24 protein-coding genes and 1 tRNA gene are annotated in these 25038 nt (G+C 71.1%); 13 read left to right on the forward strand and 12 right to left on the reverse strand.

Features of this window, described 5'->3' with window-relative positions; translation table 11 throughout:
• The first annotated feature begins 25 nt into the window (after window positions 1-25).
• Together ACIHCX_RS08345 and ACIHCX_RS08350 are read left to right on the forward strand one after the other, a co-directional pair.
• Window positions 26-385, forward strand: coding sequence for an MmcQ/YjbR family DNA-binding protein (locus ACIHCX_RS08345; protein WP_400027835.1), 360 nt, complete (start codon window positions 26-28; stop codon window positions 383-385).
• 123 nt (window positions 386-508) lie between these two features.
• Complete coding sequence (locus tag ACIHCX_RS08350) at window positions 509-1939, forward strand: MFS transporter (RefSeq protein WP_400027836.1); 1431 nt, start codon at window positions 509-511, stop codon at window positions 1937-1939.
• Between the two features lie 62 nt (window positions 1940-2001).
• Here ACIHCX_RS08350 and ACIHCX_RS08355 read toward each other — a convergent pair whose 3' ends face one another.
• Both ACIHCX_RS08355 and ACIHCX_RS08360 read right to left on the reverse strand, forming a co-directional pair.
• Window positions 2002-2946, reverse strand: coding sequence for a transketolase family protein (locus ACIHCX_RS08355; RefSeq protein WP_400027838.1), 945 nt, complete (start codon window positions 2944-2946; stop codon window positions 2002-2004).
• 105 nt (window positions 2947-3051) lie between these two features.
• Window positions 3052-3759 carry a transketolase gene (locus ACIHCX_RS08360; RefSeq protein ID WP_400027839.1) on the reverse strand — a complete coding sequence of 236 codons (708 nt, stop codon included), beginning with the start codon at window positions 3757-3759 and terminating at the stop codon, window positions 3052-3054.
• Between the two features lie 153 nt (window positions 3760-3912).
• Between ACIHCX_RS08360 and ACIHCX_RS08365 the strand changes: the two genes are divergently transcribed.
• A tRNA-Pro gene (locus ACIHCX_RS08365) sits at window positions 3913-3986 on the forward strand.
• 594 nt (window positions 3987-4580) lie between these two features.
• On the opposite strand, the gene ACIHCX_RS08370 is transcribed toward ACIHCX_RS08365, so the two are convergent.
• Together ACIHCX_RS08370 and ACIHCX_RS08375 are read right to left on the reverse strand one after the other, a co-directional pair.
• Complete coding sequence (locus tag ACIHCX_RS08370) at window positions 4581-4907, reverse strand: putative quinol monooxygenase (protein ID WP_400027840.1); 327 nt, start codon at window positions 4905-4907, stop codon at window positions 4581-4583.
• Window positions 4908-4909: 2 nt separating this feature from the next.
• A complete protein-coding gene (locus ACIHCX_RS08375) occupies window positions 4910-5296 on the reverse strand; it encodes a VOC family protein (RefSeq protein ID WP_400027842.1) in 387 nt (128 codons plus the stop codon).
• A gap of 63 nt (window positions 5297-5359) precedes the next feature.
• Here ACIHCX_RS08375 and ACIHCX_RS08380 point away from each other — a divergent pair, with 63 nt between their 5' ends.
• Entirely contained in the window at window positions 5360-6325 is a 966-nt protein-coding gene (locus ACIHCX_RS08380; protein WP_400027844.1) for a helix-turn-helix transcriptional regulator, read from the forward strand.
• Between the two features lie 280 nt (window positions 6326-6605).
• Here ACIHCX_RS08380 and ACIHCX_RS08385 read toward each other — a convergent pair whose 3' ends face one another.
• The 3 genes from ACIHCX_RS08385 to ACIHCX_RS08395 form a co-directional block, all read right to left on the reverse strand.
• Complete coding sequence (locus tag ACIHCX_RS08385; RefSeq protein ID WP_400027845.1) at window positions 6606-7211, reverse strand: TetR/AcrR family transcriptional regulator; 606 nt, start codon at window positions 7209-7211, stop codon at window positions 6606-6608.
• The gene (locus ACIHCX_RS08390; protein ID WP_400027846.1) at window positions 7208-8152 is read right to left on the reverse strand and encodes an SDR family NAD(P)-dependent oxidoreductase; all 945 of its coding nucleotides are present in this window, start codon (window positions 8150-8152) and stop codon (window positions 7208-7210) included. The genes ACIHCX_RS08385 and ACIHCX_RS08390 overlap by 4 nt, the downstream gene beginning before the upstream one ends.
• A gap of 139 nt (window positions 8153-8291) precedes the next feature.
• Window positions 8292-9365 (reverse strand): LacI family DNA-binding transcriptional regulator, encoded by a 1074-nt coding sequence (locus ACIHCX_RS08395; RefSeq protein ID WP_400027848.1) that lies wholly within the window; start codon window positions 9363-9365, stop codon window positions 8292-8294.
• An 89-nt stretch (window positions 9366-9454) separates the two neighbouring features.
• On the opposite strand from ACIHCX_RS08395, the gene ACIHCX_RS08400 reads away from it, so the two are divergent.
• From ACIHCX_RS08400 to ACIHCX_RS08440, 9 genes are all read left to right on the forward strand, one after another.
• The gene (locus tag ACIHCX_RS08400; RefSeq protein ID WP_400027850.1) at window positions 9455-10525 is read left to right on the forward strand and encodes a C45 family autoproteolytic acyltransferase/hydolase; all 1071 of its coding nucleotides are present in this window, start codon (window positions 9455-9457) and stop codon (window positions 10523-10525) included.
• 26 nt (window positions 10526-10551) lie between these two features.
• Window positions 10552-12180 carry an amidohydrolase gene (locus tag ACIHCX_RS08405; protein ID WP_400027852.1) on the forward strand — a complete coding sequence of 543 codons (1629 nt, stop codon included), beginning with the start codon at window positions 10552-10554 and terminating at the stop codon, window positions 12178-12180.
• The gene (locus tag ACIHCX_RS08410; protein ID WP_400027854.1) at window positions 12177-13196 is read left to right on the forward strand and encodes an ABC transporter permease; all 1020 of its coding nucleotides are present in this window, start codon (window positions 12177-12179) and stop codon (window positions 13194-13196) included. The genes ACIHCX_RS08405 and ACIHCX_RS08410 overlap by 4 nt, the downstream gene beginning before the upstream one ends.
• A complete protein-coding gene (locus ACIHCX_RS08415; protein ID WP_400027856.1) occupies window positions 13193-14068 on the forward strand; it encodes an ABC transporter permease in 876 nt (291 codons plus the stop codon). Before ACIHCX_RS08410 ends, ACIHCX_RS08415 begins: the two co-directional genes overlap by 4 nt.
• Window positions 14065-15087, forward strand: coding sequence for an ABC transporter ATP-binding protein (locus ACIHCX_RS08420; RefSeq protein ID WP_400027858.1), 1023 nt, complete (start codon window positions 14065-14067; stop codon window positions 15085-15087). Before ACIHCX_RS08415 ends, ACIHCX_RS08420 begins: the two co-directional genes overlap by 4 nt.
• Entirely contained in the window at window positions 15084-15890 is an 807-nt protein-coding gene (locus ACIHCX_RS08425; protein ID WP_400027860.1) for an ABC transporter ATP-binding protein, read from the forward strand. The genes ACIHCX_RS08420 and ACIHCX_RS08425 overlap by 4 nt, the downstream gene beginning before the upstream one ends.
• 14 nt (window positions 15891-15904) lie before the next feature.
• Window positions 15905-17563 carry an ABC transporter substrate-binding protein gene (locus tag ACIHCX_RS08430; protein WP_400027862.1) on the forward strand — a complete coding sequence of 553 codons (1659 nt, stop codon included), beginning with the start codon at window positions 15905-15907 and terminating at the stop codon, window positions 17561-17563.
• A 165-nt stretch (window positions 17564-17728) separates the two neighbouring features.
• Entirely contained in the window at window positions 17729-18520 is a 792-nt protein-coding gene (locus ACIHCX_RS08435; RefSeq protein ID WP_400027864.1) for an SAM-dependent methyltransferase, read from the forward strand.
• 46 nt (window positions 18521-18566) lie between these two features.
• On the forward strand, window positions 18567-18932 hold the full coding sequence (locus ACIHCX_RS08440; protein WP_400027866.1) for a DUF4440 domain-containing protein: 366 nt from the start codon (window positions 18567-18569) through the stop codon (window positions 18930-18932).
• 104 nt (window positions 18933-19036) lie between these two features.
• Here the strand turns inward: ACIHCX_RS08440 and ACIHCX_RS08445 are convergent, their stop codons facing one another.
• The 5 genes from ACIHCX_RS08445 to ACIHCX_RS08465 form a co-directional block, all read right to left on the reverse strand.
• Window positions 19037-19777, reverse strand: a complete 741-nt coding sequence (locus tag ACIHCX_RS08445) for a TIGR03943 family putative permease subunit (RefSeq protein ID WP_400027868.1) — start codon at window positions 19775-19777, stop codon at window positions 19037-19039.
• Window positions 19774-20847 carry a permease gene (locus ACIHCX_RS08450; protein WP_400027870.1) on the reverse strand — a complete coding sequence of 358 codons (1074 nt, stop codon included), beginning with the start codon at window positions 20845-20847 and terminating at the stop codon, window positions 19774-19776. The genes ACIHCX_RS08445 and ACIHCX_RS08450 overlap by 4 nt, the downstream gene beginning before the upstream one ends.
• Window positions 20848-20985: 138 nt before the next feature.
• Window positions 20986-21957 (reverse strand): oligopeptide/dipeptide ABC transporter ATP-binding protein, encoded by a 972-nt coding sequence (locus tag ACIHCX_RS08455; protein WP_400027872.1) that lies wholly within the window; start codon window positions 21955-21957, stop codon window positions 20986-20988.
• Entirely contained in the window at window positions 21954-23996 is a 2043-nt protein-coding gene (locus ACIHCX_RS08460) for a dipeptide/oligopeptide/nickel ABC transporter permease/ATP-binding protein (protein ID WP_400027874.1), read from the reverse strand. The genes ACIHCX_RS08455 and ACIHCX_RS08460 overlap by 4 nt, the downstream gene beginning before the upstream one ends.
• A 1-nt stretch (window position 23997) precedes the next feature.
• The gene (locus ACIHCX_RS08465; RefSeq protein ID WP_400027876.1) at window positions 23998-24948 is read right to left on the reverse strand and encodes an ABC transporter permease; all 951 of its coding nucleotides are present in this window, start codon (window positions 24946-24948) and stop codon (window positions 23998-24000) included.
• Window positions 24949-25038 lie beyond the last annotated feature (90 nt).

Raw genomic sequence — 25038 nt, forward strand, 5'->3', positions numbered from 1 at the left:
AGTGGGAGGGGTTAGCGTGCGGGGCATGCCGGACGCCCATGACGTACGCCGTATCGCCCTGTCCTTGCCCGACACCGCGGAGAAGACCGCTTGGAGCATGCCCACGTTCCGGGTCGCGGGGAAGATGTTCGCCACCCTGCCGGAGGAGGAGACCTCCATCGCCGTGCGCTGCCCCAAGGAGGAGCGCGACGAACTGGTCCTGGCCGAGCCGGAGAAGTTCTGGATCGCCGGTCATGAGGCGCAGTTCGCCTGGGTACGGGTCCGGCTCGCGGAGCTGGAGGACGAGGACGAGCTGCGGGACATCCTCGCCGACTCCTGGCGCCAGGCGGCTCCGCCGCGCCTGCTGGAGGCCCATCCCGAGCTGGGACTGCCCACCGCCCGCTGAAAATCCCTCGGGCGTTGTCAGTAGGCCGTGGCATGATCCGGAGGCAGTGGGGCCGGCTGGCGCGGGAGGGGCCGCGGTCGGCCGGGGAGCCGGGGATGGGCCGGGGAGGGGAGCGTCGCAGGGATGACCGGGACGTCGTCGCAGTCGTCGCCGGGGGAGGCGGCGGGGCGGGACGACCTCGCTGCCGGAGCCGGAGCCGGAGCCGGAGCCGGAGTTGACACCGGTGCAGGTGCCGGAGTGGGCGGCGGCGGTCGCGCGCGGTCGGTGTGGTCGCGGGACTTCGCGCTGTTCTTCGTCGCGCGGGCCGTCGCCCGGCTCGGCGACACCATGCTGCCGGTCGCGCTCGCCGCGGGCCTGCTCCAGCACGGGTACGGCGCGGGCGCGGTCGGCCTCGCCATGGCCTCCACGGCCGCCGCCTTCGCCGGCCTCGTGGTCTTCGGCGGGGTCATCGCCGACCGGTTCAGCACCCGCAAGCTGATGATCGGCGCCGACCTGGTACGGCTCGGCACCCAGTCCGTGGCCGCCGTGCTCTTCTACTCCGGGCACGTGGTGCTCTGGGAGATCTGCGTGATCGGCCTGGTCAACGGCGTGGCGGGTGCCGTGTTCCAGCCCGGCGTGGCCAGCACGGTGCCCCGGCTCGCCTCCGACGTCCAGGCCGCCAACGGCGCCATACGCATCGCCGAGTCCGCGGCCCAGCTCGCGGGCCCCGCCGCCGCGGGCCTGCTCGTCGGCTTCGCCTCACCCGGCGGCGTCTTCGCGGCGCACGCCGCCACCTACGGGGTCAGCGCCCTGTGCCTGCTGGTGCTCCGGCTGCCCCCGCTCATCCGCGCCGGTACCCCGGACGCCACCGCGACCGGTGCCTTCAGGGCGGATCTGGTCGAAGGATGGCGGGAGTTCAGGGCCAGGACCTGGCTCTGGGGCGTCATCGCCGTGTGGTGCCTCTACATGATCGCCGTCTGGGGCCCGACCGTTCCGCTGGTCGCCACCGAAGTGGTCCAGCAGCACGGCCCGCGCGCCTACGGCCTGATCAACTCCGCGCTCGGCGCGGGCACCGTCGTCGGCGGCTTCCTCGCCCTGCGGCTGCGTCCCCGCCGTATGCTGCGCGCCGGTGCGTTCGCCCTGTTCGCCTTCTTCGGCTTCCCGGCGGCGGTCGGGGCCGGCTTCGGCGTGCCGGCCATGGCGGCGGGCGCGGCCGTCGCCGGGGCGGGCATGTCGTTCTGGGGCGTGATGTGGGCGACCAGTGTCCAGACCCAGGTCCCGTCCGACGTCCTCAACCGCATCCACGCCTACGACGTGGCGGGCTCCCTCGCCATGATGCCCGTCGGCCAGGCCCTGGCCGGCCCGGCCGCCTCCGCCCTGGGCGCCGACCACGTGCTGCTGGTGTCCGCCGCGACGAGCCTCGTCGTACCGACGGTGCTGCTGGCGGTGCCGGCGATACGCGGTCTCATACGGGCCGACGCGCGTGGCGCCCACGGTCCGCACACCCGCGGCCCGCACACGCACGGCGGGACCGCGGACACGGCACCAGGACGCACGCACCCCGAGCCGCACTGAAGACCGTGCCCGCGGCCGGCGCCCGCCCCCGGCCACAACACGCGGCCTCCGCACCCACACTTTCAGGCGCCTGCGGCGCCCGCGGTGTCCGCTCCGGCCGCTCCGGTCCGTGTCCCGAGGAACGCGGAGATCCGCTCCCGCAGTGACCGGGCGTCGAGCCCGTGCGCGGCGACGTGCTCCTCCACGGTCCCGTAGCGCCGCAGCTCGGCGCGGCCCACACCGAGTCCCAGGACACGGTGCGGGACGTCGCGGAGCGCGTCGTTCACCGCCGCGGACGATGTGCCCGCGAGGTACGGCTCGACCAGCACGACGTCCGTACCGGCCGCCCGGGTGGCCCGGCGCAGCGCGGCCGCGTCGAAGGGCCGGACGGTCGTCGCGTACAGCACGGTGACGTCCAGGCCCTCCGTCGCGCTGAGCACCGCGTCGAGCAGGGGGCCGACGGCGACCACCACGCCCGAGCGGCCCTCGCGGACCGTCACGACGTGCTCGCCGTCGACCGGGCGCCCGTACGCGTTCGCCTGCACGGACAGCCGTACGTAGACCTTGTCGTCGCCCGCGGCGACGGCGTGCCGCAGCAGTGTCTCGGCTTCGTCCGGGTGCCCGGGCACGTGCACGGTCCAGCCGTCCAGGGTGTCGAGCAGTGCCACGTCGCCGGGTGCCATGTGGGTGTAGCCGCCCGCGGGCCAGTCGAAGGAGGCGGCGGCGCTGACCAGCACTGCGCCCGCGCCCTGGTGCCCGAGATCCAGTTTGACCTGTTCGAAGGGGCGCTCGACGAGGAAGCTGGCGAAGGTGTGGAGGATCGGTCGCATACCGGTCAGCGCCAGCCCGGCGCCGGCTCCGACGAGGAGCTGCTCTCGGATGCCGACGTTGATGACCCGGTCGGGATGTCGGCGCAGCGCCTCGGCGAAGCCGTCCTTGCCGACCGCGGCGATGACGACCGCCACCCGCGGATCCTCGTCGAGCAGGCGCGAGGCGGTCGGTGCGAGTCGGTCACGCATGGTGTCCATGGAAGTCGATCCCTTCTACATCGGGAAATCAGGGAAGTCGAGGAAGGCAGGGAAGTCAGGGGAGCCGGGGGAGCCGTGGAAGCCGGGGGAGCCCGGGATCCCGGATCACGGGAGCTTCGGCTCCACCCGGGCCACCACCACGTGCGGGCGGCCCGGATGCGGCGCGGTGAACGCGGCGTACAGCGCCTCGTGGTCGCGGCCGTCGACACTCGCCGTCGACCAGCCCGCCGCCTCGAACCGGGCCGCGATCCCGCCGGGACGGGCATGGCTGGCGGAGGAGTTGTCGACGACGACGGCGTGCAGCTGTTGGAGTCCGGCGGGCCCGGCGAACGCGATGGCCTCGTGATTGCTGCCCTCGTCCAGTTCGGCGTCCCCGGTCAGCACCCACACCCGGGGCCGGTTCAGCCCTTGGGCGCGCAGCCCCAGGGCCGTGCCGACGGCGATGGGCAACCCGTGCCCCAGCGACCCGCTGCCGATCTCGACGCCCGGTACCAGGGTGCGGTCCGGATGGTGGCCGAGCGGGGAGTCGTAGGCGCCGAAGTCCGGCAGCCAGTCGACCGGCACGAAGCCCTTCGCGGCGAGTACCGCGTAGTAGGCCATCGGGCCGTGCCCCTTCGACAGCAGGAACCGGTCCCGCTCCCGGTCGTCCCGCTGCTCAGGGCGGACCCGGAGCACCCGGTCGTAGAGCACCCAGAGCACGTCCAGCGTGGACGTGGCAGCCGGCCCGTGCTTCTCGTCGCCCGTCATCAGCCCCATCAGCCGGGGCAGGTCGGCGTAGCCGTGGGGGCGTTCGGTCTCCTCGGTGATCGTCATGCTGACGATGGTGCGACCTCAACCAAACTTGAGGTCAAGTCGCGTCGCCCCGTCGCCGGTGCGCCGACCAAAACCCGTGCGCGATCACCAACCTGAGTGCGGTATTGTTTACCTGCGCGTTCGGCCGGGGGAAACCCCAGGTCAGACGGGCAACGGGACGTGGCGCAGCTTGGTAGCGCACTTGACTGGGGGTCAAGGGGTCGCAGGTTCAAATCCTGTCGTCCCGACGGTGATGTCGGAAATTTCTGCAGGTCAGGGGCTCTCTTCGGAGGGTCCCTGATGCGTTGGTGTGAGCGAGCTGGGAGCACTGTTCCGCTCCCGGTGCTCCCATCACTCCCAGCCGTGGTCGGCCGCGTCAATTTATGTTGACCGGCTATCGCCCGACCCGGTCGAGATGGCCGTGTTCCCAGAGCGGCGGGCCCACTGCTCCCCGCTTTTACTGGTCAAGGGGGCGGCTTGCTCCCAGCCCTTCAAGCGGGGTCGCGTGAATGAGCGCCCGCTTGTCCGATTTTCTTTCCCCTTGGCCTCGAGGGCTTCATGTCTGGATGGCCGGTGCATCTAGGGCCTGTTTCAAAAGCCCGCTTCGAGTGAGCGGTCAGTTGGCGGCGAGGATGTCGGAAAGACTCACAGCGGGGCGGCCAAGCAGCGCTGTGAGCGCGCGCTCCTGGCGCTCGGTCAAGGAGGCAACGACGGAGCTGCTCCGCCGTGCCGCCGGCGCCCATGGCGTCAGCGACGCGACGGGCATGTTGGGGCCGGTCGTACGCGCCCCGGCCGCAGGAATGACCTCCGAGCGGGCCATTCTTGCGGCCAGAGGCCGTGAGTCAGGGCTGGCCGTCGGCGGTGGGCAGGCCCACTCCGCCCAGGACAGTCAGGTCCGTGCGATGCGGTGGAGACGACAGCAGCGCGAGGACATTTGCGGGGTCGGGACCGTCGGCCCGCGACGGAGCGGCGAGGGCTGTCTGCGCACTGGCCTCGTCCAGCCAGACCTCGGTGACATGCACTGTGTCCGGATCGGCTGCGTTCTGGCTGATCAGATAGATCTCACAGCCGGGGCAGCCGTGCAGCGTCTCCGCGACCCTCAGCAGGACGGCGGCGAGTTCGCCACCCCTGCCCGGGTGCGCGGTCATGGTCATCAGTCTGCCGATCATGCTCAGACCAGAGTGGTGATGCAGAACGGGTGGCCAGCCGGGTCCAGCAGGACTCGCCACCGGTCGGGCTGGGGCTGGGTCGGGGGCTCGACAGCACCCAGGGTCAGGAGGTGAGCCTGCGCAGACTCCAGGTCGTCGACGCCCAGTTCGATGTGAGCCTGCTTCTCTTGGGAAGGGTCCGGCCAGGTGGGACGCCGGTAGTCGGCCAGCCGGTTGAACGCCAATCCGGCCGATCCCTCCTGGCCGAGCAGGATGAAGTCGTCGCTGGAGTAGGCGACGGGCAGGCCGAGGGCATCGCCGTAGAAGCGGGCCAGTTCGGCGGGGTCCGGGCAGTCGAACGTGACGGCGGCGTAGCGGATCGCGGGTGCGGACGGGTTTCCTGTGCTCATGACGAAGACGCTATGACGGGACCAGGACAGATTCGGTCCTGGTCATGCGGGACACTTCGGAACGTGATCAGCACATCCGCCCGTCTGCTGCGACTGGTCTCACTGCTGTCCGCGCGGCCGTTGTGGACCTGCGGCGAACTGGCTGACCAGATGGCGGTCACCGAGCGCACGGTGCGACGGGACATCGCCAGGCTCCGGGAACTCGGCTACGGAGTCGAGTCCGACCCCGGGCCGTGGGGCGGATATCGCCTCCGCGCCGGAGCCCGGGTGCCGCCGTTGATCCTCGACGACGAAGAGGCACTCGCCGTAGCGGTCGGGCTGCGCGAGGCCGCGCTCAGCGGCGTTCTCGGCGGTGACCAGGCCGCGCTGTCCGCTCTGCTGAAACTACGTCAGGTTCTGCCACGCCGGATCGCAGACCGACTGGGCGAGATGGACGCCGCCCTTGTGCACACCCCGAGGCTCGATGAACCGCAGATCGCGCCCGGCATGCTGCTGGAACTGGCCGGCGCGTGTCGCCGGGGCGAGCGCAGCCGCCTGTCGTACCGCGATCGAGAAGGGAAGGCGACGGTCCGGGACGTCGATCCGTACCGCCTGGTGCACACGGGACGCCGTTGGTACTTCGTCGCCCGGGATGTGACGCGGGGCGAGTGGCGGACGTTCCGGGCCGACAGGGTTGGGCTGCTACAGCCCACCGGGCGCCCGGTGGAAATCATCGACCCACCTGACCCGGCGCTGCTTGTCTCCCGCTCCATCGCGACCGGTTCCTACCCGCTCTACGTGACGATCCGCCTCCCTGTGCCCATGGAGCAGGCGCTGCGGCTGATCCCGCCGACGGTCGGCACCCACCGGCCGGAGGGCAGCGACGCCACGATCGTCGACATCGGCGGCCCCGACGCGGACGGGCTCGCCAAGTACCTCCTCAGCCTGGCCACACCACTGCGGGTCCTGTCACCGGACGACGTGCGGGAAGCGCTGCTGCGTCGTACTCGGGAACTGTTCGAGGACAACGTGAACGACCAGCCCCAGTAACGAGATGGTGTATCGGGAACGAACGCTGTCCGGTCGCCGAGGCGGTTACGAAGGAATCGGCCTCTTCTGGCCGAGGTGATGGGCGGAAGCGTCAAGGAAGTTCCAGGGCCCCGCGTTGGGTCAAAGGCTCGGCAAGTTGGTCTGGTCGTGCCAGAGCATCGGGAGTCGGCCGTGGTAGCGGCCGACGCAGTCCAGACGGAGCTTGAGCACCTCGCTGCAGCGGCGGCCGGTGAGCACGAGGGCCTAGTAAGTCCCGGCCGAGCGAAGGCCGGTCCGCCGTTTATGCGGCGGTGGCGCCCAGCAGGAGGTCGAAGGCGTCATTCACCTCGCGGAGCACCGCCGTCGCGTCGTGGCTGCCGAGGCGCCACGCCGCCTGGTAGCAGGCAACGGTCAACTGGGCGGCGAGGACGGCGGTGGCCGGCGGGCTGCCGTGGTCGATCAGGTATTTCTCGAGGAGGTCGGCGTAGTGCCGGGTCTTGCGGGTGTGGCGGTCTTCGAGCTCGGGGTGCTGCTTGACCAGACGGTGGTACACCGCGTAGTGGCCGGGGTTGCGGGCGGCCTCGGTGCAGATCGCGAGCAGCAGCCGCCGAGATGTGGCCAGTGCCTGCGCGAGATCCTGGAGCGGCTCGGTGGGCGCATCGCGCATGGCTGCGGTGAGCGCGCACAGGAAGTCGTCCTCGGTGGAGAAGACGACTTCCTGCTTGTCGCCGAAGTAGCGGAAGAAGGTGGTGCGGCCGATCTCTGCCCGCTGGGCGATCTCGTCCACGGTGACGATATCGAACCCCCGCTCCATGAAGAGCGCGAAGGCCGTCTCGACGATCCGTTCCCGGGTCTGGCGGCGTTTGCGGTCCCGCAATGACTCCACCGGAAACTTGTTCGCGCTCATTCGGCCAGGATATCCGTCCGTCCCGCCCCGCGGTCGGCGTCGACGAGGCGGGCGGCCTCGCGCCACAGCTCCTCCTCGCGGGCCTCGTCGTGCGACTCCGGCGACGACGGCACGTTGCAGCCGCGATCGAGGTAGGACCCGGTCCTGGCGGTCAGCCCGGTCAGGATCGTCTCAGCGAGCCGCGCGCCCGCCTGCTGCGGCGTCATGCCTCGGCCGAGGAATCGCTGAAGCTGGAAGAATCCGTTGAGCACGCCCCGGACGGGCGCCGGGGCGTGGCGGAAGAAATCGGTGCCCGCGACGAGCGCCGGGTTGTAGGAGTAGACGCCGACGCTGTCGGGCAGGCGGCGGGCCAGCGCGTGGGTCAGGTAGATGACGCCGAGTTTGCTGGTCGCGTACGCCCGCCCGGCTTCCCGCGCGCCACCGGCACGCGGCGTGGCCAGTCGTTCCGGCGTCTCCCAGCGCGGCGGCGGTGTAGCGCCGAGCGTATGGCGGAACTGCCCGAAGTGGCAGTCGCTCGAGGTGAGCACGATCCAGCCCGGACCGGCAAACCGGGGCAGCAGTTCCCTGACGAGCAGGTAGTGGGACAGCACATTGACCCCGAAGGTCATCTCGTACCCGTCCGTGGTGCGCTTCTCGGTCGTCGTGACCGTCAGGCCGGCGTTGCCGAGATAGCCACCGAGCGGCGGCAGGTACCCGGTGTCGAGCCCACGCAGAATCTCCTCCGCCGCCCGCCTGATCTCGGCGAGCGAAGCGAGGTCACAGTCCACGCCTGTGACCGCGGAGGCGCCGGTGGCCTGGGCGAGTTCCGCAGCGAGGCGTTCGCCGCCGCGGCGAGCCAGTACGACGTAGTGGTCCTGCGGCCTTTCCCGGATCAGCAACTCGACGGACTCGCGGCCGAAACCGCGCGTCACGCCGGTCAACACGATGGTCCGGCTGTCCATGGCGGCCTCCTCGGTATCAAGTTCCAAGTGGTACTCAGTACCGTAACATGGTGGAGGCCACCCGGGGCCGGTCGGCGACGCCGTTGGTGATCATCCGCACCGCGAGGCGGCCCAGGGCGCGGTGCGCCGGCCGAAGACCTCATCCGCCCAGTTCGGGCGGCACGTTGGTACTCGTGGGGGATGCCGCCGGGTTGATGTCGGTGCGTCGCGAGGATGCGCGGACCCGGAACCGGGTGGTCGTCAGGACCGGTCCCGCGCTCGGCTCGCCCGCGATGCGCGCCTGGAGAAGGTCGAGTAGCGCCAACGTCGTCTGCGCGGCGTTGAGTTCCAGTGCGGAGATGGCGGGCCGGCTGTGTCGGGTGTGCTCGGAGTCGGAAGCCGCGGCAAGCATCGTCCGATCGGGCACGGCGACGCCGCGAGCCGTGAGGCCCGCGAGCACGCCGGCCGCCTGACGACCGGTGTGGCACAGGATCGCGTCGGGGATCCCGTCGTCCACGATCGAGTGCGCGATGCTCTCGCCGCCCCGCTCGCCGGCGCGCTCGGCCGACGTGTAGACGCGCGGCGTGATCCCGGCGCTCTCACACCATGAGCGGTAGGTGGCCTCGCTGTCGATGTTCCACGCGTTGGGGTCGGTTCCGCGCAACAGCACGATCGACCGGGCACCGGAAGCGGCGAAGTGCTCGTAGACGCGCCGGAAGCTCGAGCCGTCGTCCTCGGTGGCCCAGTCGGTGAAATCCGGGCGGCTGGGATCGCGTCCCAGCGTCACGTACGGGATCCCCCGCCGTTCGAGGAGACCGATCACCGGATCGTCCACGTGCGGCATCGTCACGATGTAGCCGTCGAGCGACAGCGCGAGTGGTGGTGTCGGCCGCTTGGTCGGGTCGGGCACGAGCATCAGACTCAGTCCACGGTCCATCGCGTGCGCCGAAGCCGCGCCGATGTAGCGAGTGAACACGTCGACGCCGCGCGGCGCGTACTCACCCAGCGCGTCCAGCGATCGCATGACGAGTCCGATCGCCCCGACCGACGAACGCCGCAGGCCGCGCGCGAGCGCGTCGGCCTCGTACTCCATCTCCTCGGCGATGGCCCGCACGCGCAGTCGCGTGGCCGCGCTCAGCGTCCCGGTGTCATTGAGCGCCATCGAGACCGCCGCGACCGAGACACCCGCACGCCGGGCGACGTCGCGGATGGTGACGCCCTTCGAGCGACCCACGGCGCCCTCCTTCGGATGACAGAACAGCAGAAAGTGAGATGCGTAACGCCATTGTATTAAACGTTTTACCTACTTAGCGTGTCGCCACCATGAAGCTGCACACACTGCGCACGACCACCACCGACCCCCGAAACCGCGGACGCGAGATCGGCACGCGCTACGCGGACCAGGTACGTGACATCAGCGCCCGCTACCTGGCGCATTTCAAGGTTCTGGGCATCCCGGAGACGACCGTCCGCGACATCGTCGGCCACAGCCACGACGCCCTGCGCGACTGGTATCCGGGCCTGGCCGAGGAGTCCGACGGAATCGCCGAGGCGTCAGGAATCGAGCCGTGGCAGGTGGCCGCGGTCGGCGCACGGACCGAAGTACTCGCCGCCGCGCCCGGGAAGGGCGAGTGCACCACCGCCGTGCACACACCGCCCGCCGGCGGACCGCCCGAGACGATCCAGACGTGGGACTGGCACGACTCGCTCACGCCGGACGGTCTCCTGCTGTCGCTCGTGACCGGGACGCGACGCCGGGTGAAGCTCTTCACCGAGTTCGGCACGGCCGCGAAGATCGGGGTGAACGACGCCGGCCTCGGCCTGCATTTCAACATCCTGAACCATTGCTCCGACAACGCCAGCGGCGGCGTACCCGTCCACGCCGTCGCGCGTCGCGTCCTCGAGGAGGCGACCACGGTGGCCGAGGCCCGCGACCTCGTCGCCTCCGCGACCGTGAGCGCGTCCACCGTGCTGACCGTCGCGACCTACCGGGACGGCCGTGCCGCGGCGGCGTCCATCGAGATGTCACCGGCCGGATCCGCCGTGGTGCCACCCGGCACCGACGGCTGGCTCATCCACACGAACCACTTTCTCGATCCCGGCCTCGCCGACGGTGACACCAGCATCCCGGAATCGGTGTCGGCCGAGCGGTACGACCACGCGCACGCCGTGCGCGGCGACATGACCGGCCGCTGTGCCCCGGATCGCGCGGCCGCCTTCTGCGGCGGCGACGGTGCCGCCGCGGTGGTGTGCGTCCGTGCCGACGACTCCCAGCCGGGCCACGAGCAGTGGAGCACGTTGCTCACGGCCTCCCTCGACCTTCCCGGCTTCGCCCTCGAGTACCGGGCAGGCACCCCCGACGCTGCGGCCCGTGAGGGTCTCGACCGGTTCTGAGGTACCCGATGGACAAGGACACGACCATGCCCGCTCATCTCTACCGCAACGCCCGCGTCTTCACCTCCGACCGACGCCCCTGGGCCGACTCCCTCGTGGTGGTGGGCGACCGGCTCGCCTACGTCGGCGACGGGGCCACCGCCGCGCGTGTGGCCGGACCGGACGCCCTGATCCACGACCTCGACGGCGCGACCGTCCTGCCCGGATTCGTCGACGGCCATGCGCACGTGGTCGGCACCGGCGAGGCGGCGGCCCAGGTCGACCTCTGGGGCGCCAACACGGTGGAGGAGATCCAGCGGCGCGTTCGGAGGTGGGCGGACGCGCACCCCGACGCACCTCGCGTGCTCGCCACCGGATGGAAGCACGGTGACATCATCGGCGGCCTGCCTGATCGGGGCATGCTCGACGCCGTCGTCGCCGACCGGCCCGTCTACGCGCAGGCCTACGACTTCCACTCGATCTGGCTGAACTCGGCCGCCCTCGCCGAAGTCGGCATCGACGACACCACGGCATCACCCCCCGGCGGAACGGTCCACCGGGACGAGCGGGGCGCGGCCACCGGCCTGGTAGACGAGACCGCGATGCACCACCTCGTGTGGCCGGTACTCGACGGCTTCGCCACTGACTCCGACCGTGACGAGGCCCTGGCGGTCGTCCTCGCGGCGTACGCCGAGTCCGGGATCGTCGGTTCGACCGAGATGGCGCTGGGCGAGGACGACTACGAGGCGATGCGTCGCGCCGACGCGGCCGGCGCCCTGACCACGCGGATCGCCGGGTTCTGGCGCGTCCAGCCCACCGGCGACGAGGGCGGCAACCTCGCCCAGGTCGAACGGGCCGCCGAACTCGCCGCGCACCGGTCCACCCCGTTCCTGCGTGTCACCGGCATCAAGGTCATGGTCGACGGAACCGTCGACGGGTGCACCGCGGCGCTCGGCAAGCCCTATGCGAACGGCACGAACGCCGACCCGATCTGGAGCCTTGCCGAACTCGCGCCGGTCGTCGCCGCCGCGGACGCGGCCGGCCTGCAGGTCGCCCTGCACGCCATCGGCGACGAGGCGATCCGGGTCGCGATCGGCGCCGTCGAGCACGCCGCCGCTCTCAACGGCCCCAAGGAGCGCCGCCACCGCATCGAACATCTCGAAGTCGTCGACGCCGCGGACATCGAGCGGCTGGCGGCACTCGGCATCACGGCGAGCATGCAGCCCGTGCACGCCGACCCCGCCATCCAGGAGAACTGGCGACGCGTGCTCGGCGACGAGCGGGTCGACCGCGGCTTCCCCTGGCCCGAGATGACCGGCGCCGGAGCCACACTCGCGCTCGGCACCGACTCGCCCACGTCGCCGCATGCGCCGCTGCCCAACATGTTCGTCGCGGCGACACGGCGTTCGGCACTCGACCCTTCGCTGCCCGCCAACATCCCGCACTACGCCCTCCCGCTGGCCGACGCGATCGTGCACGCCACCCGCGACGCCGCCTGGGCGAGCCGCTCCGAGCACCTGCACGGCCGTCTCGCCGAGGGGCTGTACGCCGACTTCATCGTTCTCGACCGGGACATCTTCACCCGACCACTCGAGGAACTGCTCGACACGCGAGTGGTGCGGACGGTCGTGGGTGGCCGCGTGGTCCATCACGCGCAGCCAGGGGTGAACCGATGAGCCACGCGACCACGACGGCACCGGCGGGAACAGCGCAGGCGAAGGCGAAGCAGCGGCCCGCCGGGGTGATGCTGCGGTTCGTCGCCACCCGCGTCGTGGGGCTGGTGGTGACCTTGTTCATCGCGAGCCTGGTCGTCTTCGGAGCGCTCTACGCCGCGCCGGGAAGCCCGCTCACCTATCTCACGCACGGTCGCACCATGAGCCCCGAGGCAATCGCCTCGATCAAGGCCGAGTACCACCTCGACGACCCGGTCTGGCAGCAGTACCTGAGGTGGCTGGGCGGCGTGGTGCACGGCGACTTCGGAACATCGGTCATCTACAACCAACCGGTGGGGTCGCTGGTCGGAAGCCGCGCCTCCATCACCACGCTGCTCGTCGTCATGGCCGCGGTGATCGTCCTGGTGCTCGGGCTGGCCGTCGGCACTCTCGCCGGCCTCAAGCCCGGCTGGCTGTCACGGTCCGCCATGGCCGCCGCGACGGCCGTCATGGCGGTGCCGACCTTCGTCGGAGCGGTCGTGCTGATCATCGTGTTCGCCGTCGACCTGGAGTGGTTCCCGGTGTTCGGCGCCGGCCGTGCGGGCCTCGACGAGCTCTACCACATGGTTCTTCCGTCGACAGCGCTCGCGCTCGCGTCCGTCGCGTTCGTCGCACGACTCGCCCAGACCGCGATCCGGCAGGAACTGTCGGCCGACCACGTGCAGACGGCGATCAGCCGCGGACTGCCCCGCGGGGCCGTCGTACGCAGACATGTGATGCGCAACGCCGCGATGCCGGTGCTCACCGTCGCGGGTCTCACGATCGCGGGCCTGATCGCCGGGAGCGTCGTCGTGGAACAGGTCTTCCAGCTCGGCGGGCTCGGTCAGTTCCTGGTGAATTCGGTGCAGCAGAAGGACTTCCCCGTCGTCCAGGCGATCTGCCTGATGTACGTCGCCGCCTTCATCGTGCTGAACACCCTCATCGACATCGCCTACACACTGCTCGACCCCCGTGTGTCGATCGGGAAGAAGGACTCATGAGCACGACAGCAGCGGTGCGACGCATCGGAACCCGGAAGGCCGGCCGGCGGACGACCCGTCGTACGACGACCTTCGGCGTGTCCGGTCGGGCGGCGATCGCCGTCCTCGGACTCGTCGTCTGCTTCGCCGTCCTCGCGCCCCTGATCGCCCCGCACGACCCGAACGCCGTCGACCTCTCCGGGGCGTACCAGGGTTCGAGCGGTGCGCACCTGCTGGGAACCGACGCCAGCGGGCGAGACCTTCTCTCGCGCCTCATCCACGGCTCCCGGACCGCGCTGATCGGACCCTTCCTCGTCGTGGCGATCTCGACCCTCCTCGGGACGATCCTCGCGCTCGCGGCCGTGTGGTTCGGCGGCTGGTTCGACCAGATGGTGGTGCGCGTCGTCGACGCCGTGTTCGCCTTCCCCGGTCTGCTGCTGGCGATCCTGGCGACGGCCCTGTTCGGGTCCGGCCTGAACGCCGCCGTAGTGGCGCTGTCCATCGCCTACATCCCCTACATCGCGCGGATCGTGCGGAGCGCGGCGCTGCGAGAGCGCTCACTGCCCTACATCGCCGCGCTTCAGGTCCAGGGCGTGCACGGGGTGCGGATCGCCTTGCGGCACATCCTGCCCAACGTGGGCGGGCTGATCGTGGCCAACGCCACCCTCGCCTTCGGGTTCGCCCTGATGGACCTCGCCGGTCTCTCGTTCATCGGTCTCGGGGTGCAGCCACCGACATCGGACTGGGGCGCGATGGTCGGCACCGGTATGGCCGGTGTGCTGCAACAGCACCCGCAGGAGGCCCTGTTCGCCAGCACGCTCATCGTCGTCACCGTCGGTGCCGTGAACCTGCTCGGCGACCGACTCACGGAACGCTGGGAGGCACGCTCGTGAACGCACTTCTCGAAGTCGACGGTCTGACGGTTCGGTTGCCCGTCGCGGGCGAGTCGCGCACCGTGCTGCGCGACGTCTCGTTCTCGCTCGACAGCGGAAGCACCCTCGGTCTGGTCGGCGAGTCCGGTTCGGGCAAGTCGATGACCGTGCGCACCATCGCACGCCTGCTTCCCGACGGCGCCGACGTCCGGGGCGGTGTCCGCTTCGACGGCGCCGAGGTGTTCGACCTTCGCACCGACGCCCTGCGGTCCTACCGGGCGAAGGACGTCGCGATGATCTTCCAGGACGCACGGGCCCACACCAACCCCGTCCGCACGATCGGCGACTTCCTCACCGAGGCGATGCGCACCAACGACCGGATGCCGAAGCCCGCCGCGCGCAAGCGCGCACAGGAGTTGCTCGCCGAGGTCGGGATCGGGGATCCGGAGCGCCGGCTGCGGCAGTACCCCCACGAACTCTCCGGCGGCCTGCTGCAACGCGTGATGATCGCTGCCGCGGTGGCCGCTCGACCCCGGCTCATCCTCGCCGACGAGCCGACGACCGCGCTCGACGTCACCACCCAGGCGGAGGTGATGGCGACTCTCGGGCGCATGCAGCGCGAGTACGGCATGGCGATGCTCTTCATCACCCACGACCTGGAACTCGCCGGTGCCGTGTGCGACGAGACGATCGTGCTGTACGCCGGCCAGGTCATGGAGCGCCAGGCGTCGGCGCGGTTGCACCAGGACCCGCTCCACCCCTACACCGCCGCCCTGGTGCAGGCACGACCCGAGATCGACCGGCGCGTGGACCGACTGCCCGCGATCACCGGCCATCCGACCACCGCCTACGAGGCGCCGGACGGCTGCGCCTTCGCGCCGCGCTGCCGCTTCGCCGAGGAGCGGTGCGGGGCGGGAGTGCCGCCCCTGCTGCAGATCGGCCCCTCGCAGACCCGGTGCGTCCGGATGCCCGGCCTGCGCGGCCGGATGGTGCGGCAGCAGCACGTCGACTCCCCTTCGAACGAGGAGATCCAGCGATGACCGAACCGCTGCTCGTGGTCGAGCACCTGACCAAGACGTTCGGCCGCGGGCATACCGAGGCGACCGCGGTCGCCGACGTGAGCTTCGCCCTGGCCCCGGGCGGAGCCCTCGGCATCGTCGGCGAATCCGGCTCCGGCAAGACGACCACGGCGCGGATGATCATCGGCCTGGAGCGTCCCTCCGGTGGTCGCATCACGTTCCGGGGCGAGGACCGCACCCAGCCGGCGCGTTCCGCACGAAGCCGACGTGAGCGGGGCCGGGACATCCAGATCGTCTTCCAGGACCCCTACACCTCGCTCGACCGCCGTCAACGCATCGGCGACTGCCTCGCGGAAGTCGTCGGCGTCCACTTCCGGCTCGGCCGCGACGAGACCAGGAAGCGCGTGAGCGAACTCGCCGAGCTCGTCGGACTCGACGAGCGGCAGCTGGCGGCACTGCCGAGGTCGCTCTCCGGAGGACAGCGCCAACGCGTCGCCATCGCTCGCGCGCTCGCCGCAGAACCGGACGTCCTCATCCTCGACGAGGCCGTATCCGCCCTGGACGTCTCGATCCAGGCGCAGATCCTCAATCTGCTCTCGGACATCCGGCAAGAACGCGGCGTGAGCTACCTGTTCATCAGCCACGATCTCGCCGTCATCCGCCAGGTGACCGACGACACGATCGTCATGCGCCACGGCGCCGTCGTCGAGCAGGGGCCCACCGCCGAGGTGCTCGACAACCCCCAGGACCCCTACACCCGCCTGTTGCGCGACAGCGTCCCCCACGGCGGGTGGGACCCCGCAGCCATCACCGCCCGACACTGAACCGGAGTTCCACCATGTACTCACCCCGCCCCCGCCCCCGCAGACGGGCGACGGCACTCGCCGCCGTCGCCGCCGCAGCCACCCTGGTGCTGGCCGGTTGTTCCGGCGGCGCCTCCGGCACCGGTGCGACCGGGTCCTCCGACGCGCTGACCACCTTCACGCCGAAAGGCTCGGGCTCGGTCGACACGATCACCTGGAACGTCTTCCAGGGCGAGCCTCAGACTGTCGACCCCTTCCAGTCGGCCGACTACACGCCGAACATGATCAACTCGAACATGTGCGAGACACTGCTCGCCCAGACGCCCGACTTCCGGATCAAGCCCAACCTGGCGACGTCGTACTCCAACCCCGACCCGACGACCTGGGTCTACAAGCTGCGCAGCGGCGTCACCTTCTGGGACGGCTCGCCGATGACCGCCGACGACGTCGTGTGGAGCATGCGGCACAACATGACGGACAAATCGAGCTTCTACGGCTACCTGTACGCGAACGTCGCCTCGATCGCGAAGACGGGCGCCGACGAAGTGACCGTCAGGCTCAAGAAGCCCGACTACCTCTTCAACGACGAGTTGGCGAGCTTCGCCGGTGTCGTCGTCGAGAAGAAGTTCTACGAGCAGCACGGCAAGAAGGCCGGTACGCCGGGCGTCGGGGTCATGTGCACCGGCCCCTACAAGTTCGGCAAGTGGACGCAGGGCCAGTCGATCAGCGTGAGCCGCTACGACGGCTACTGGAACAAGTCGCTGCCGCTGAAGGTGAAGAACATCGACTTCACCTTCCTGACCGACGACTCCGCGATCACCTCCGGCCTCCTCTCGGGCCAGATCGACGGAACGTACGGTCCGCCGACGGCCGGGCTGGCACAGCTGAAGGCATCGTCGGCGGGCAAGCTGTACTCGGGTGCCGCGCCCCTGGCCGTCACGCTCGTGGTCGCGAACCATAAGGGCGCGATGGGCAACGCCGACGTGCGCAGGGCGCTCCAGATGGCCATCGACTGGAAGGGCATCGGCAGCCAGGTGTACGCCGGTGAGGGGAGCCCCGTCGCGCTGCAGACCGTGCCGGCCGTGTACGGCTTCGCGAAGGACGACCTGACCTCGTACGCCGACTCGGTGAAGACGGACGGCACGGCGAAGATCGACGAGGCGAAGAAGCTGCTCGCCGGTGTCCCGGCCGACGTGAAGTCCCAGCAGATCAGCCTCGTGGTGCCGCAGCAGGCGGAGACGCAGCAGTTGGGCATCGGGGTCAAGGACGCGGCCGACAAGATCGGCTTGAACTTCAAGCTCAACGTCGTACCCGCGACCGGCTACTCGAACTACTTGTACGACCCGGCGACGCGTGGCAGCACCGACCTGCTGTACACGCAGTTCTGGCCGAACATCCCGAACCCGCTCGACTGGCTGGGCCTCACCGCGGTGACCGGCGGCACCTTCAACCAGTCCGGCTACAGCGGCATCGACGGGCTCTACGCCAAGGCGATCAGCACGAAGGACGAAGGCGCCCGCTCCCGACTGGTCCTGCAGATGGAGCGGAAACTGCACGACGAGACGGATCCGATGTTCTCCGGCATCGAGCTGACGAACGACGTGTGGCTCGGAAGCCGGATCACCGGGGCGCCGGCAGCCTTCGACTACGTCTACTACCCATGGGCGGCCTACCTCGGCGGAACCGGCCACTAGTCCTCACACGGACAGCGGAGAATCCCGAAGGTCCGTTGGCGGCAGGGGAGTTCCCGCCTCCGAAGGCACATCGCCGCTGCCCTGTCCGACCCATGGACCGGAGCGCGACCGAGTACGATGATCGACAGGCGGCGGCGATTCACTTTCCGGATGACGGAGTCTGCCATGACGACGGACCATTCCCAGCTCACCCACATCAACACCAGTCGGCCCCACCCCGCGCGGGTCTACGACTGGTTGCTGGGCGGCAAGGACAACTACCCGGTCGACGAGGCGGTCGGCGAGAGACTGCCGCCCGAAGCGCGGGACGCGGCGCGGCAGAACCGCGCGTTCATGCACCGGGCGGCGGCCTACCTCGCCGCCCAAGGTGTCGACCAGTTCCTCGACATCGGCACCGGCATCCCGACCGAGCCGAACCTCCACCAGATCGTGCAGCGGACGGTGCCCACCGCCCGGATCGTCTACGCCGACAACGACCCGATCGTCCTGCGGCACGCGGAGGCCCTGCTGGTCAGTTGCCCCGAGGGTGCCACGGACTACATCCAGGCCGACGTGCGTGAGCCGGACGAGATAGTGCGGCACGCCCGGCAAGTGCTGGACTTCGACCGGCCGATCGCCCTGTCGCTGATCGCCCTGATGCACTTCATCGCGGACGACCAGAACGCCCACGGCATCGTCCGGGGCCTGGTCGACGTGCTCCCGTCCGGCAGCCACCTGGTCCTCTCGCACGCCGCGATCGACCTCTTCCCGGAGCTGGCGGAGCAGGTGATCGCCCAGTACGCCAAGGGCGGCATCCGCCTCGCCTTCCGCACCCGCGAGGAGGTGGCCCGCTTCTTCGACGGACTGGAGTGGGTGCCGCCCGGCCTGGTCACCGCCACCGACTGGTACGGCGCCGACCAGGAGCCGCCCGCCCCGGAGGACAGCGGCATCTACGCGGGTGTGGCACGCGTCCCCTGAGAACAATTCGCTGGGCCGTGGCGAGCGGCGTCCTTAGTATTCCCGTATGACGGATGAGAGCGAGCGGGCCGTGCAGGCGGCCATCGACGGGGAGATGCTGCTTCTCGATGCCGAGGTGCGCGCTTCGCCGGCCCGTGTCCTGGAGCTGCTGGATCCGGAGTTCACCGAGATCGGGGCTTCTGGACGCCGGTGGGACGCCGAGACGGTCCTCACGGTGACGAGCGGCGGCTCGGTGTCCCCGGAGTCTCCGGTCGAGGTCAGCGAGATGTCCGGAGTCGTTCTTGCCCCGGGTGTCGTCCATCTGACGTACTTCTCCGACAACCAGGGCCGTCGGGTATGGCGGAGCTCTGTGTGGCGTCTGACGGAGACGGGCTGGCGGATGTATTTCCACCAGGGCACTCTGACCGATTGAGCGGGTGAAACCGCAGCCCGCGAGGGCGGCGGGCCGGCGGGTGTCCCGCCAGGCGCGCCCCGGCCGGGCGGGACACCCGCCGGGCCGTAGGACGAAGGGGCGGCTCAGGAAGGCGCGGTGTCCCGGTAGGGGTTCTCCGGGCGGGCCATGGGCGTGAGTTCCGTGGCGTCCAGGGCCGGGACGCCGGGGCCCGGGTGCCACACGCCCGTCACGGTGACCCAGCTGTCGGCGGACGGGGCGGCGACCCCACGCACCTCGACCTTGACCACGCGGGCGTCTGCCGCGCAGCAGCTGACGATGAGTCGGGCGAGCTGCCAGGTGCCGTCCCGGCCGGGGACGGCAAAGCCCTCGAGCCGTACCGTCCGCCCCTTGAGCGACTCCGCCTCGTCCCACGCCGCCCGGGCCGTGAAGTCGCTCAGCGAGAGCGCCGGTACCCCGTCGGCGGGCAGTGCGGCGAAGGTGGTGTGGGACCGCAGGGCGACAGCGCCCGAGCCGTCCCGGGCGGCGGTGTACGCGCCGAGCGCGGGCGGGGCGAACAGGAGCAGCATCACCGCGGGCAGGGCCAGGAGCCAGGCGGTCCGGGGACCGCCGACCGGGTGACGGTGACCGTGGTGGCCGTCTTGCCCGGCGTCGTCCTCGGCGTCGTCGCCGTGGTCGTGCGAACGTGTCCGCAGCTCCTGTACGGCGCAGGCCAGGCCCAGCAGCACCAGCAGCGCCCCCGAGACGATCAGCAGCGGGCGCAGCCCCTCCTTGACGTACCGCAGCGAGAGGTCGCTGAAGAGGCTGATGCGCAGCAGCGCCGCACCCAGAAGGGCCAGCAGCGCGTTGGGCAGTTGTCGTCTCACAGGAGTGCGCCTCCGACCAGAGCGCTGCACAGGACCGCCACGACGAAGGTGGCGCTGGAGAAGCGGGCGGCGAAGGCGCGCCCGAAGGCCCCGGCCTGAAGCGAGATGAGCTTGAGGTCGACCATCGGGCCGACCACCATGAAGGCCAGGCGCGCCGTGGGGGAGAAGCCGGTGAGCGAGGCGGCCACGAACGCGTCCGCCTCCGAGCAGATCGAGAGGATCACCGCCAGCCCGGCGAGTACCAGCACCGACAGCCAGGCGGAGCCGCTGAACGTCTCCAGCACCGCGGGGGGCACGGCGACGTTGAAGGTCGCTGCCGCTGCCGCCCCGAGGACCAGGAAGCCCCCGGCCTGAAGGAAGTCGTGCCGCAGGCCGTGCAGGAACGCCGCGAGAGGAGCGCCCTGGGCGTCCGCCTCGGAAGGCCGGCGCACGCGGAGCAGCCACTCCTCACGTCCGGCCCGCAGCCAGAGCCAGCCCATCGCGACCGAGGTGGCGAGGGAGGCGCCGAGCCGGGCGAACACCATCTCGGGGCTGCCGGGGAAGGCGATCGAGGTCGCGACCAGGACGACCGGATTCACGGCCGGTGCGGAGAGCAGGAAGGCCAGCGCCGCCGCCGGGGGCACACCACGCCGGATCAGACTGCCCGCGACGGGTACGGAGGCGCACTCGCAGCCGGGCAGGGCCACCCCGGCCGCGCCGGCCACCGGTACCGCCAGTACCGGGTTGCGCGGGAGCACCCGGGCGAGGAGCCGGGGTGAGACGAAGGCGGTGATCGCCGCTGACACCACCGTGCCCAGCAGCAGGAACGGGACCCCCTGGACCACCACCGCCGCCAGGACCGTCCGCCAGGCCTGGAGTGCGGGCTGCTCGAACCACTCGAGGAACGGGGGGACCAGCACCAGCCCGGCAACGCCGATGACCAGTGCGCTGAAGGCACCCACCGTCAGCGTCAGGCCGAGCCGCGGGAGCCACAGCCAGTCCCGCGGCCCCGGCCGGCCGTCCGACTCGTCGTCCGTCAGGACGTCCACCGGAGCCGCCGCGCCGCCGGCCCTCTCGTCGGTCATGTTCACCGGTGCCTCGGTCGGTCGCCGGCCGGCGACGGGTGCAGGGATCCGCCCTTCCGGGCGGCCGGGCACGGACGTTACCACCGTTCGTGGAGACCGAGCGGGAGCGAGTCCTGGTGCCAGGGCCCGTGCGCACGGCGCTCCTTACGACCGGTCGTCCTCGGTCTGCGGGTGGACGCAGTGCCACCGGTGGGACTCGTCCGAGTCGGACCGGGCCGCGGGAAAGGCGGTCAGACAGGCGTCGTCGGCCTTCCAGCAACGGGTGCTGAAGGGGCAGCCCGGCGGCGGGTTGACCGCCGACGGCACCGGGCCGTGCAGCACGATGCGCTCGCTGCGCTCCATCAGGCTCGGGGTGGCCGACAGCAGGGCCCGGGTGTACGGGTGTGCGGGCGAGGCGGCGACCCGCCGCGCCGGGCCCTCCTCCACGATCCGGCCGAGGTAGAGCACGGCGAGCCGGTCGGCGAGGTGCCGCACGGTCTGGATGTCGTGCGAGATGAACACCATGCCGAGGTTCAACCGGTCCCGCAGGTCCACCAGCAGGTTCAGGACCTGTGCGCGTACCGACACGTCGAGCGCGCTGGTCGGCTCGTCGGCGACGATCAACTCCGGTTCCAGGGCGAGCGCGCGGGCGATGGCGACGCGCTGGCGCTGCCCGCCCGAGAGCTGGCCGGGCAGGGCCCGCAGGGTGTGCGCGGGCAGACCGACCAGGTCAAGGAGTTCCTCGACCCGCGCGTCGCGCTCCTTCACGTCGCCCCGCCGGTGCACGTCCAGCGGGTCGCGCAGGATCCGGCCCACCGGCAGCCGCGGGTTGAGGGCGGTCGACGGGTCCTGGAAGACCACGCCGACGGAGGCGCCGAACTCGCCGCGCCGCCGGGCGCCGGGCATCGCCCACAGGTCCTCGCCGTGGAAGGCGACCGTGCCCTCGGTGGGCCGCTGAAGACCGGTGAGCACCCGGGCCAGGGTCGACTTGCCGCAGCCGGACTCGCCGACCAGGCCGACGATCTCCCCGCGCCCGACCTCCAGCGAGGCGTCGGTCAGGGCGTGCACGTGGCTCCGGCCGAACAGGCCGCCGCCGCGGGCCTTGTGGCGTACGTGTACGTGGTCGAGCCGGATCATCGGTTGCTCTCCTGAAGCAGGGCGGCCGGCACGGGGTGGTGGCACGCGGTGCTGTGGTCGGGCCCGCCGCCGGGGGCGGGCGGGGTGGTGCGGCACAGGTCGGTCGCCGCGGCGCAGCGCGAGGCGAACCGGCAGCCGTCCCCGAAACGGCGGGGCGCCGGGACGATGCCGGGGATCTGGTGCAGCCGTTCGGCGCCCGACTCCAGGGACACCACCGAGCCGAGCAGCCCGCGGGTGTAGGGGTGGGCGGGCGCGGACAGCAGCGACCGGGTTCCGGCGACCTCCGCGACCTGGCCGGCGTACATCACCGCGATCCGGTGCGACAGGTCGCCGACGAGCGCCAGGTCGTGCGAGACGAGGATCATCGCGAAGCCGAGCTCGTCGCGCAGCCGTTCCAGCAGTTCCACCACCTGGGCCTGGACGGTGACGTCGAGCGCGGTGGTCGGTTCGTCCGCGATCAGCAGGCGGGGGCTGCGGGACAGCGCCATGGCGATCAGTACGCGCTGGCGCTGGCCGCCGGAGAGTTCGTGCGGGTAGCTGCGCAGGGTCCGCCGCGGATCGAGGCCGACCAGTTCGAGGAGTTCGGCGGGGGTCTGCGTACCGCCGCGGCTGGTGAGCTGCCTCAGCTGCCGGCCGACCAGCACCGAGGGGTTCAGCGAGGAGAGCGCGTCCTGGTAGACCATGGCGATCTCCGGGCCGTTGAGGGCCCGGCGCTGCCGGGGGCCGAGCTCCAGGAGGTTACGGCCGCGGTACTCGATGCGTCCGCCGACCTCGGCGTTGCGGGCCAGCAGCCCCATGACGGCCAGGCTGGTGATGCTCTTGCCGCAGCCCGACTCGCCGACCAGGCCGAGCGTTTCGCCCTCGCGGACCGAGAAGGAGATGCCGTCCACGACCCGGGTGTCGCCGTAGCGGTCCGGGAAGCGGATGGTCAGGTCCTTCACGGCCAGCAGTTCGGCCGCGTCGCCGGCGACCGGTGCGACGGAGGACGGGCCGCTCAGCACGCGCGCCGACAGCCGCGCGAGCGCGGCGTCGACGTCGGCGGCGCCGGGGTCAGCCGCGGCGCCCGGTCCGGCCGAGGCGACGCCCGGCCGGGCACCGTCGCCCGACGTGTCGGACGCATCGGCCGCGCCGGACTCACCGGAAGCGCCGGGCGCCGACGTCCGCGCCTCCCCGTCGTCCGCGCGCGCGTCGGACGGTGACGCCGCCGCGTCGGTGAGTCCCTCGGACAGGATGTTCAGGGCGAGCACGGTCGCCAGCAGTACGAGGCCGGGCAGCAGGGTGGCCCACCAGCCGCCCGACAGCAGGATCTGCCGGCCGTAGGACAGGACGTTGCCCCAGCTGGGGTCGGGGTCCTGCACACCGGCCCCGATGAAGGACAGGCTGGCCTCGAAGATGATGGCGTCGGCGACCAGCACGGTGGCGAACACCATGACGGGAGCGGCGCAGTTGACGGCCACGTGGCGGACGACGATGTACGCGCGGCGGGCGCCGATCACCTTCTCGGCGGCCACATAGTCCTCGCCGTATTGCGCCATGACGTTGGCCCGTACCACACGGGCGAGCGACGGCATGTAGACGAACGCGATGCACAGGATGAGCACGGGCAGGCTGGTGCCGAACACGGTGACCAGCACGGCCGCCAGCGCGATCGGCGGGAAGGCCATGACGATGTCGAGCGTGCGCATCACGGACTCGTCGCCCAGTTTGCGCGAGGTGGCGGCGAGCGAACCGAGGACCGCGCCCAGCACGAGGGCGGCGGCGGTCGAGCCCAGGCCGATGACCAGGGAGTACCGGGCGCCGTAGACGACACGGGCGAAGATGTCCCGGCCGACCCGGTCGGTGCCGAACCAGTGGGCACCGCTGGGCGCCTGGACGGGGACGCCGGTGGCGAGCGGATCCGCGGCGATCAGCGGGGCGAACACGGCGGCGAGGATCACCACCCCCAGCACGCCCAGGGCGAGGCGCGAGGACGGCGGAAGTGCCCGGAACCGGATGCCGGGGCGGGACAGTCTCCTGACGAGACCGCTTCTGGGGAACATGTCACACCGTCCTGATACGCGGGTTGACCAGCAGGTACAGCAGGTCGACGACGACGTTGACGACCAGGAAGGCGACGGCGATGGTGAGCACGGTGCCCTGGACGAGGGCGACGTCGCCGCCGGTGACCCCCTCGAGGATCAGCTTGCCCATGCCGGGCAGGTCGAAGATGGTCTCGATCACGACCGCGCCGCTGAGCAGGTAGCCCACCCGCACGCCGAGCACGGTCAGCGGGGTGATGAGCGCGTTGCGCAGCACGCCCCGGACGACGACGTGGCGGGGCAGCCCGTTGCCGGTGGCGGTCCGTACGTAGTCGCGGTCCAGCTCCGCCACCATGGAGGTCCGCACCAGACGGGCCAGCGAGGCCGCCACGGGGACGGCGAGGGCGAAGGCCGGCAGGGTCATGGACCTGAGCCAGCCGCTGAAGGAGTCGGCCGGGTTGACGTAGCCGCCGGTCGGGAACACCGGGTGGTTCAGGGCGAACTGCTGGATGAGCAGCACCCCGAGCCAGAACGACGGGACCGCGACGCCCGCGATCGACAGGACGCGGGTGAGCTGGTCGGGCCAGCGGTCCCGGAAGACCGCGCCGGTCACGCCGAGCACGAGCGCGAGGACGATCGCGATCACCAGGCCCAGCGCGGTGAGCTGGATGGTGAGCGGCAGCGCGACGGCGATCCGGTCGAGCACCGGCTGGCTGGGCGGCACGGTGGAGCCGAGGTCTCCGCTCAGCAGCTGCCCGAGGAAGTGGACGTAGCGCACCGGCAGCGGGTCGTTGAGGCCGTTGGCCTCGGCGAAGGCGGCGCGGGCCGCGGCCGAGGCGCCGTCGCCCAGGGCGTTGTAGGCCGGGTCGACGGGCGAGAACTGAAGCACCACGAAGACGAGCAGCGTGATGCCGAGGATCATCACCGGCATGATCGCCAGACGGCGCAGCGCGAGCCGGAGGAATGTGACCATCGTGGGTTCCTAGAGAAGGGGCGGGCACCGGGGTGCGGCGGCCGTCCGGCGGGCACCGGGTGCGGCAGTCGCCCGGCGGGCACCGGGCGG

The sequence above is a fragment of the Streptomyces sp. NPDC052043 genome (assembly GCF_044548235.1).
Lineage (GTDB): Bacteria > Actinomycetota > Actinomycetes > Streptomycetales > Streptomycetaceae > Streptomyces.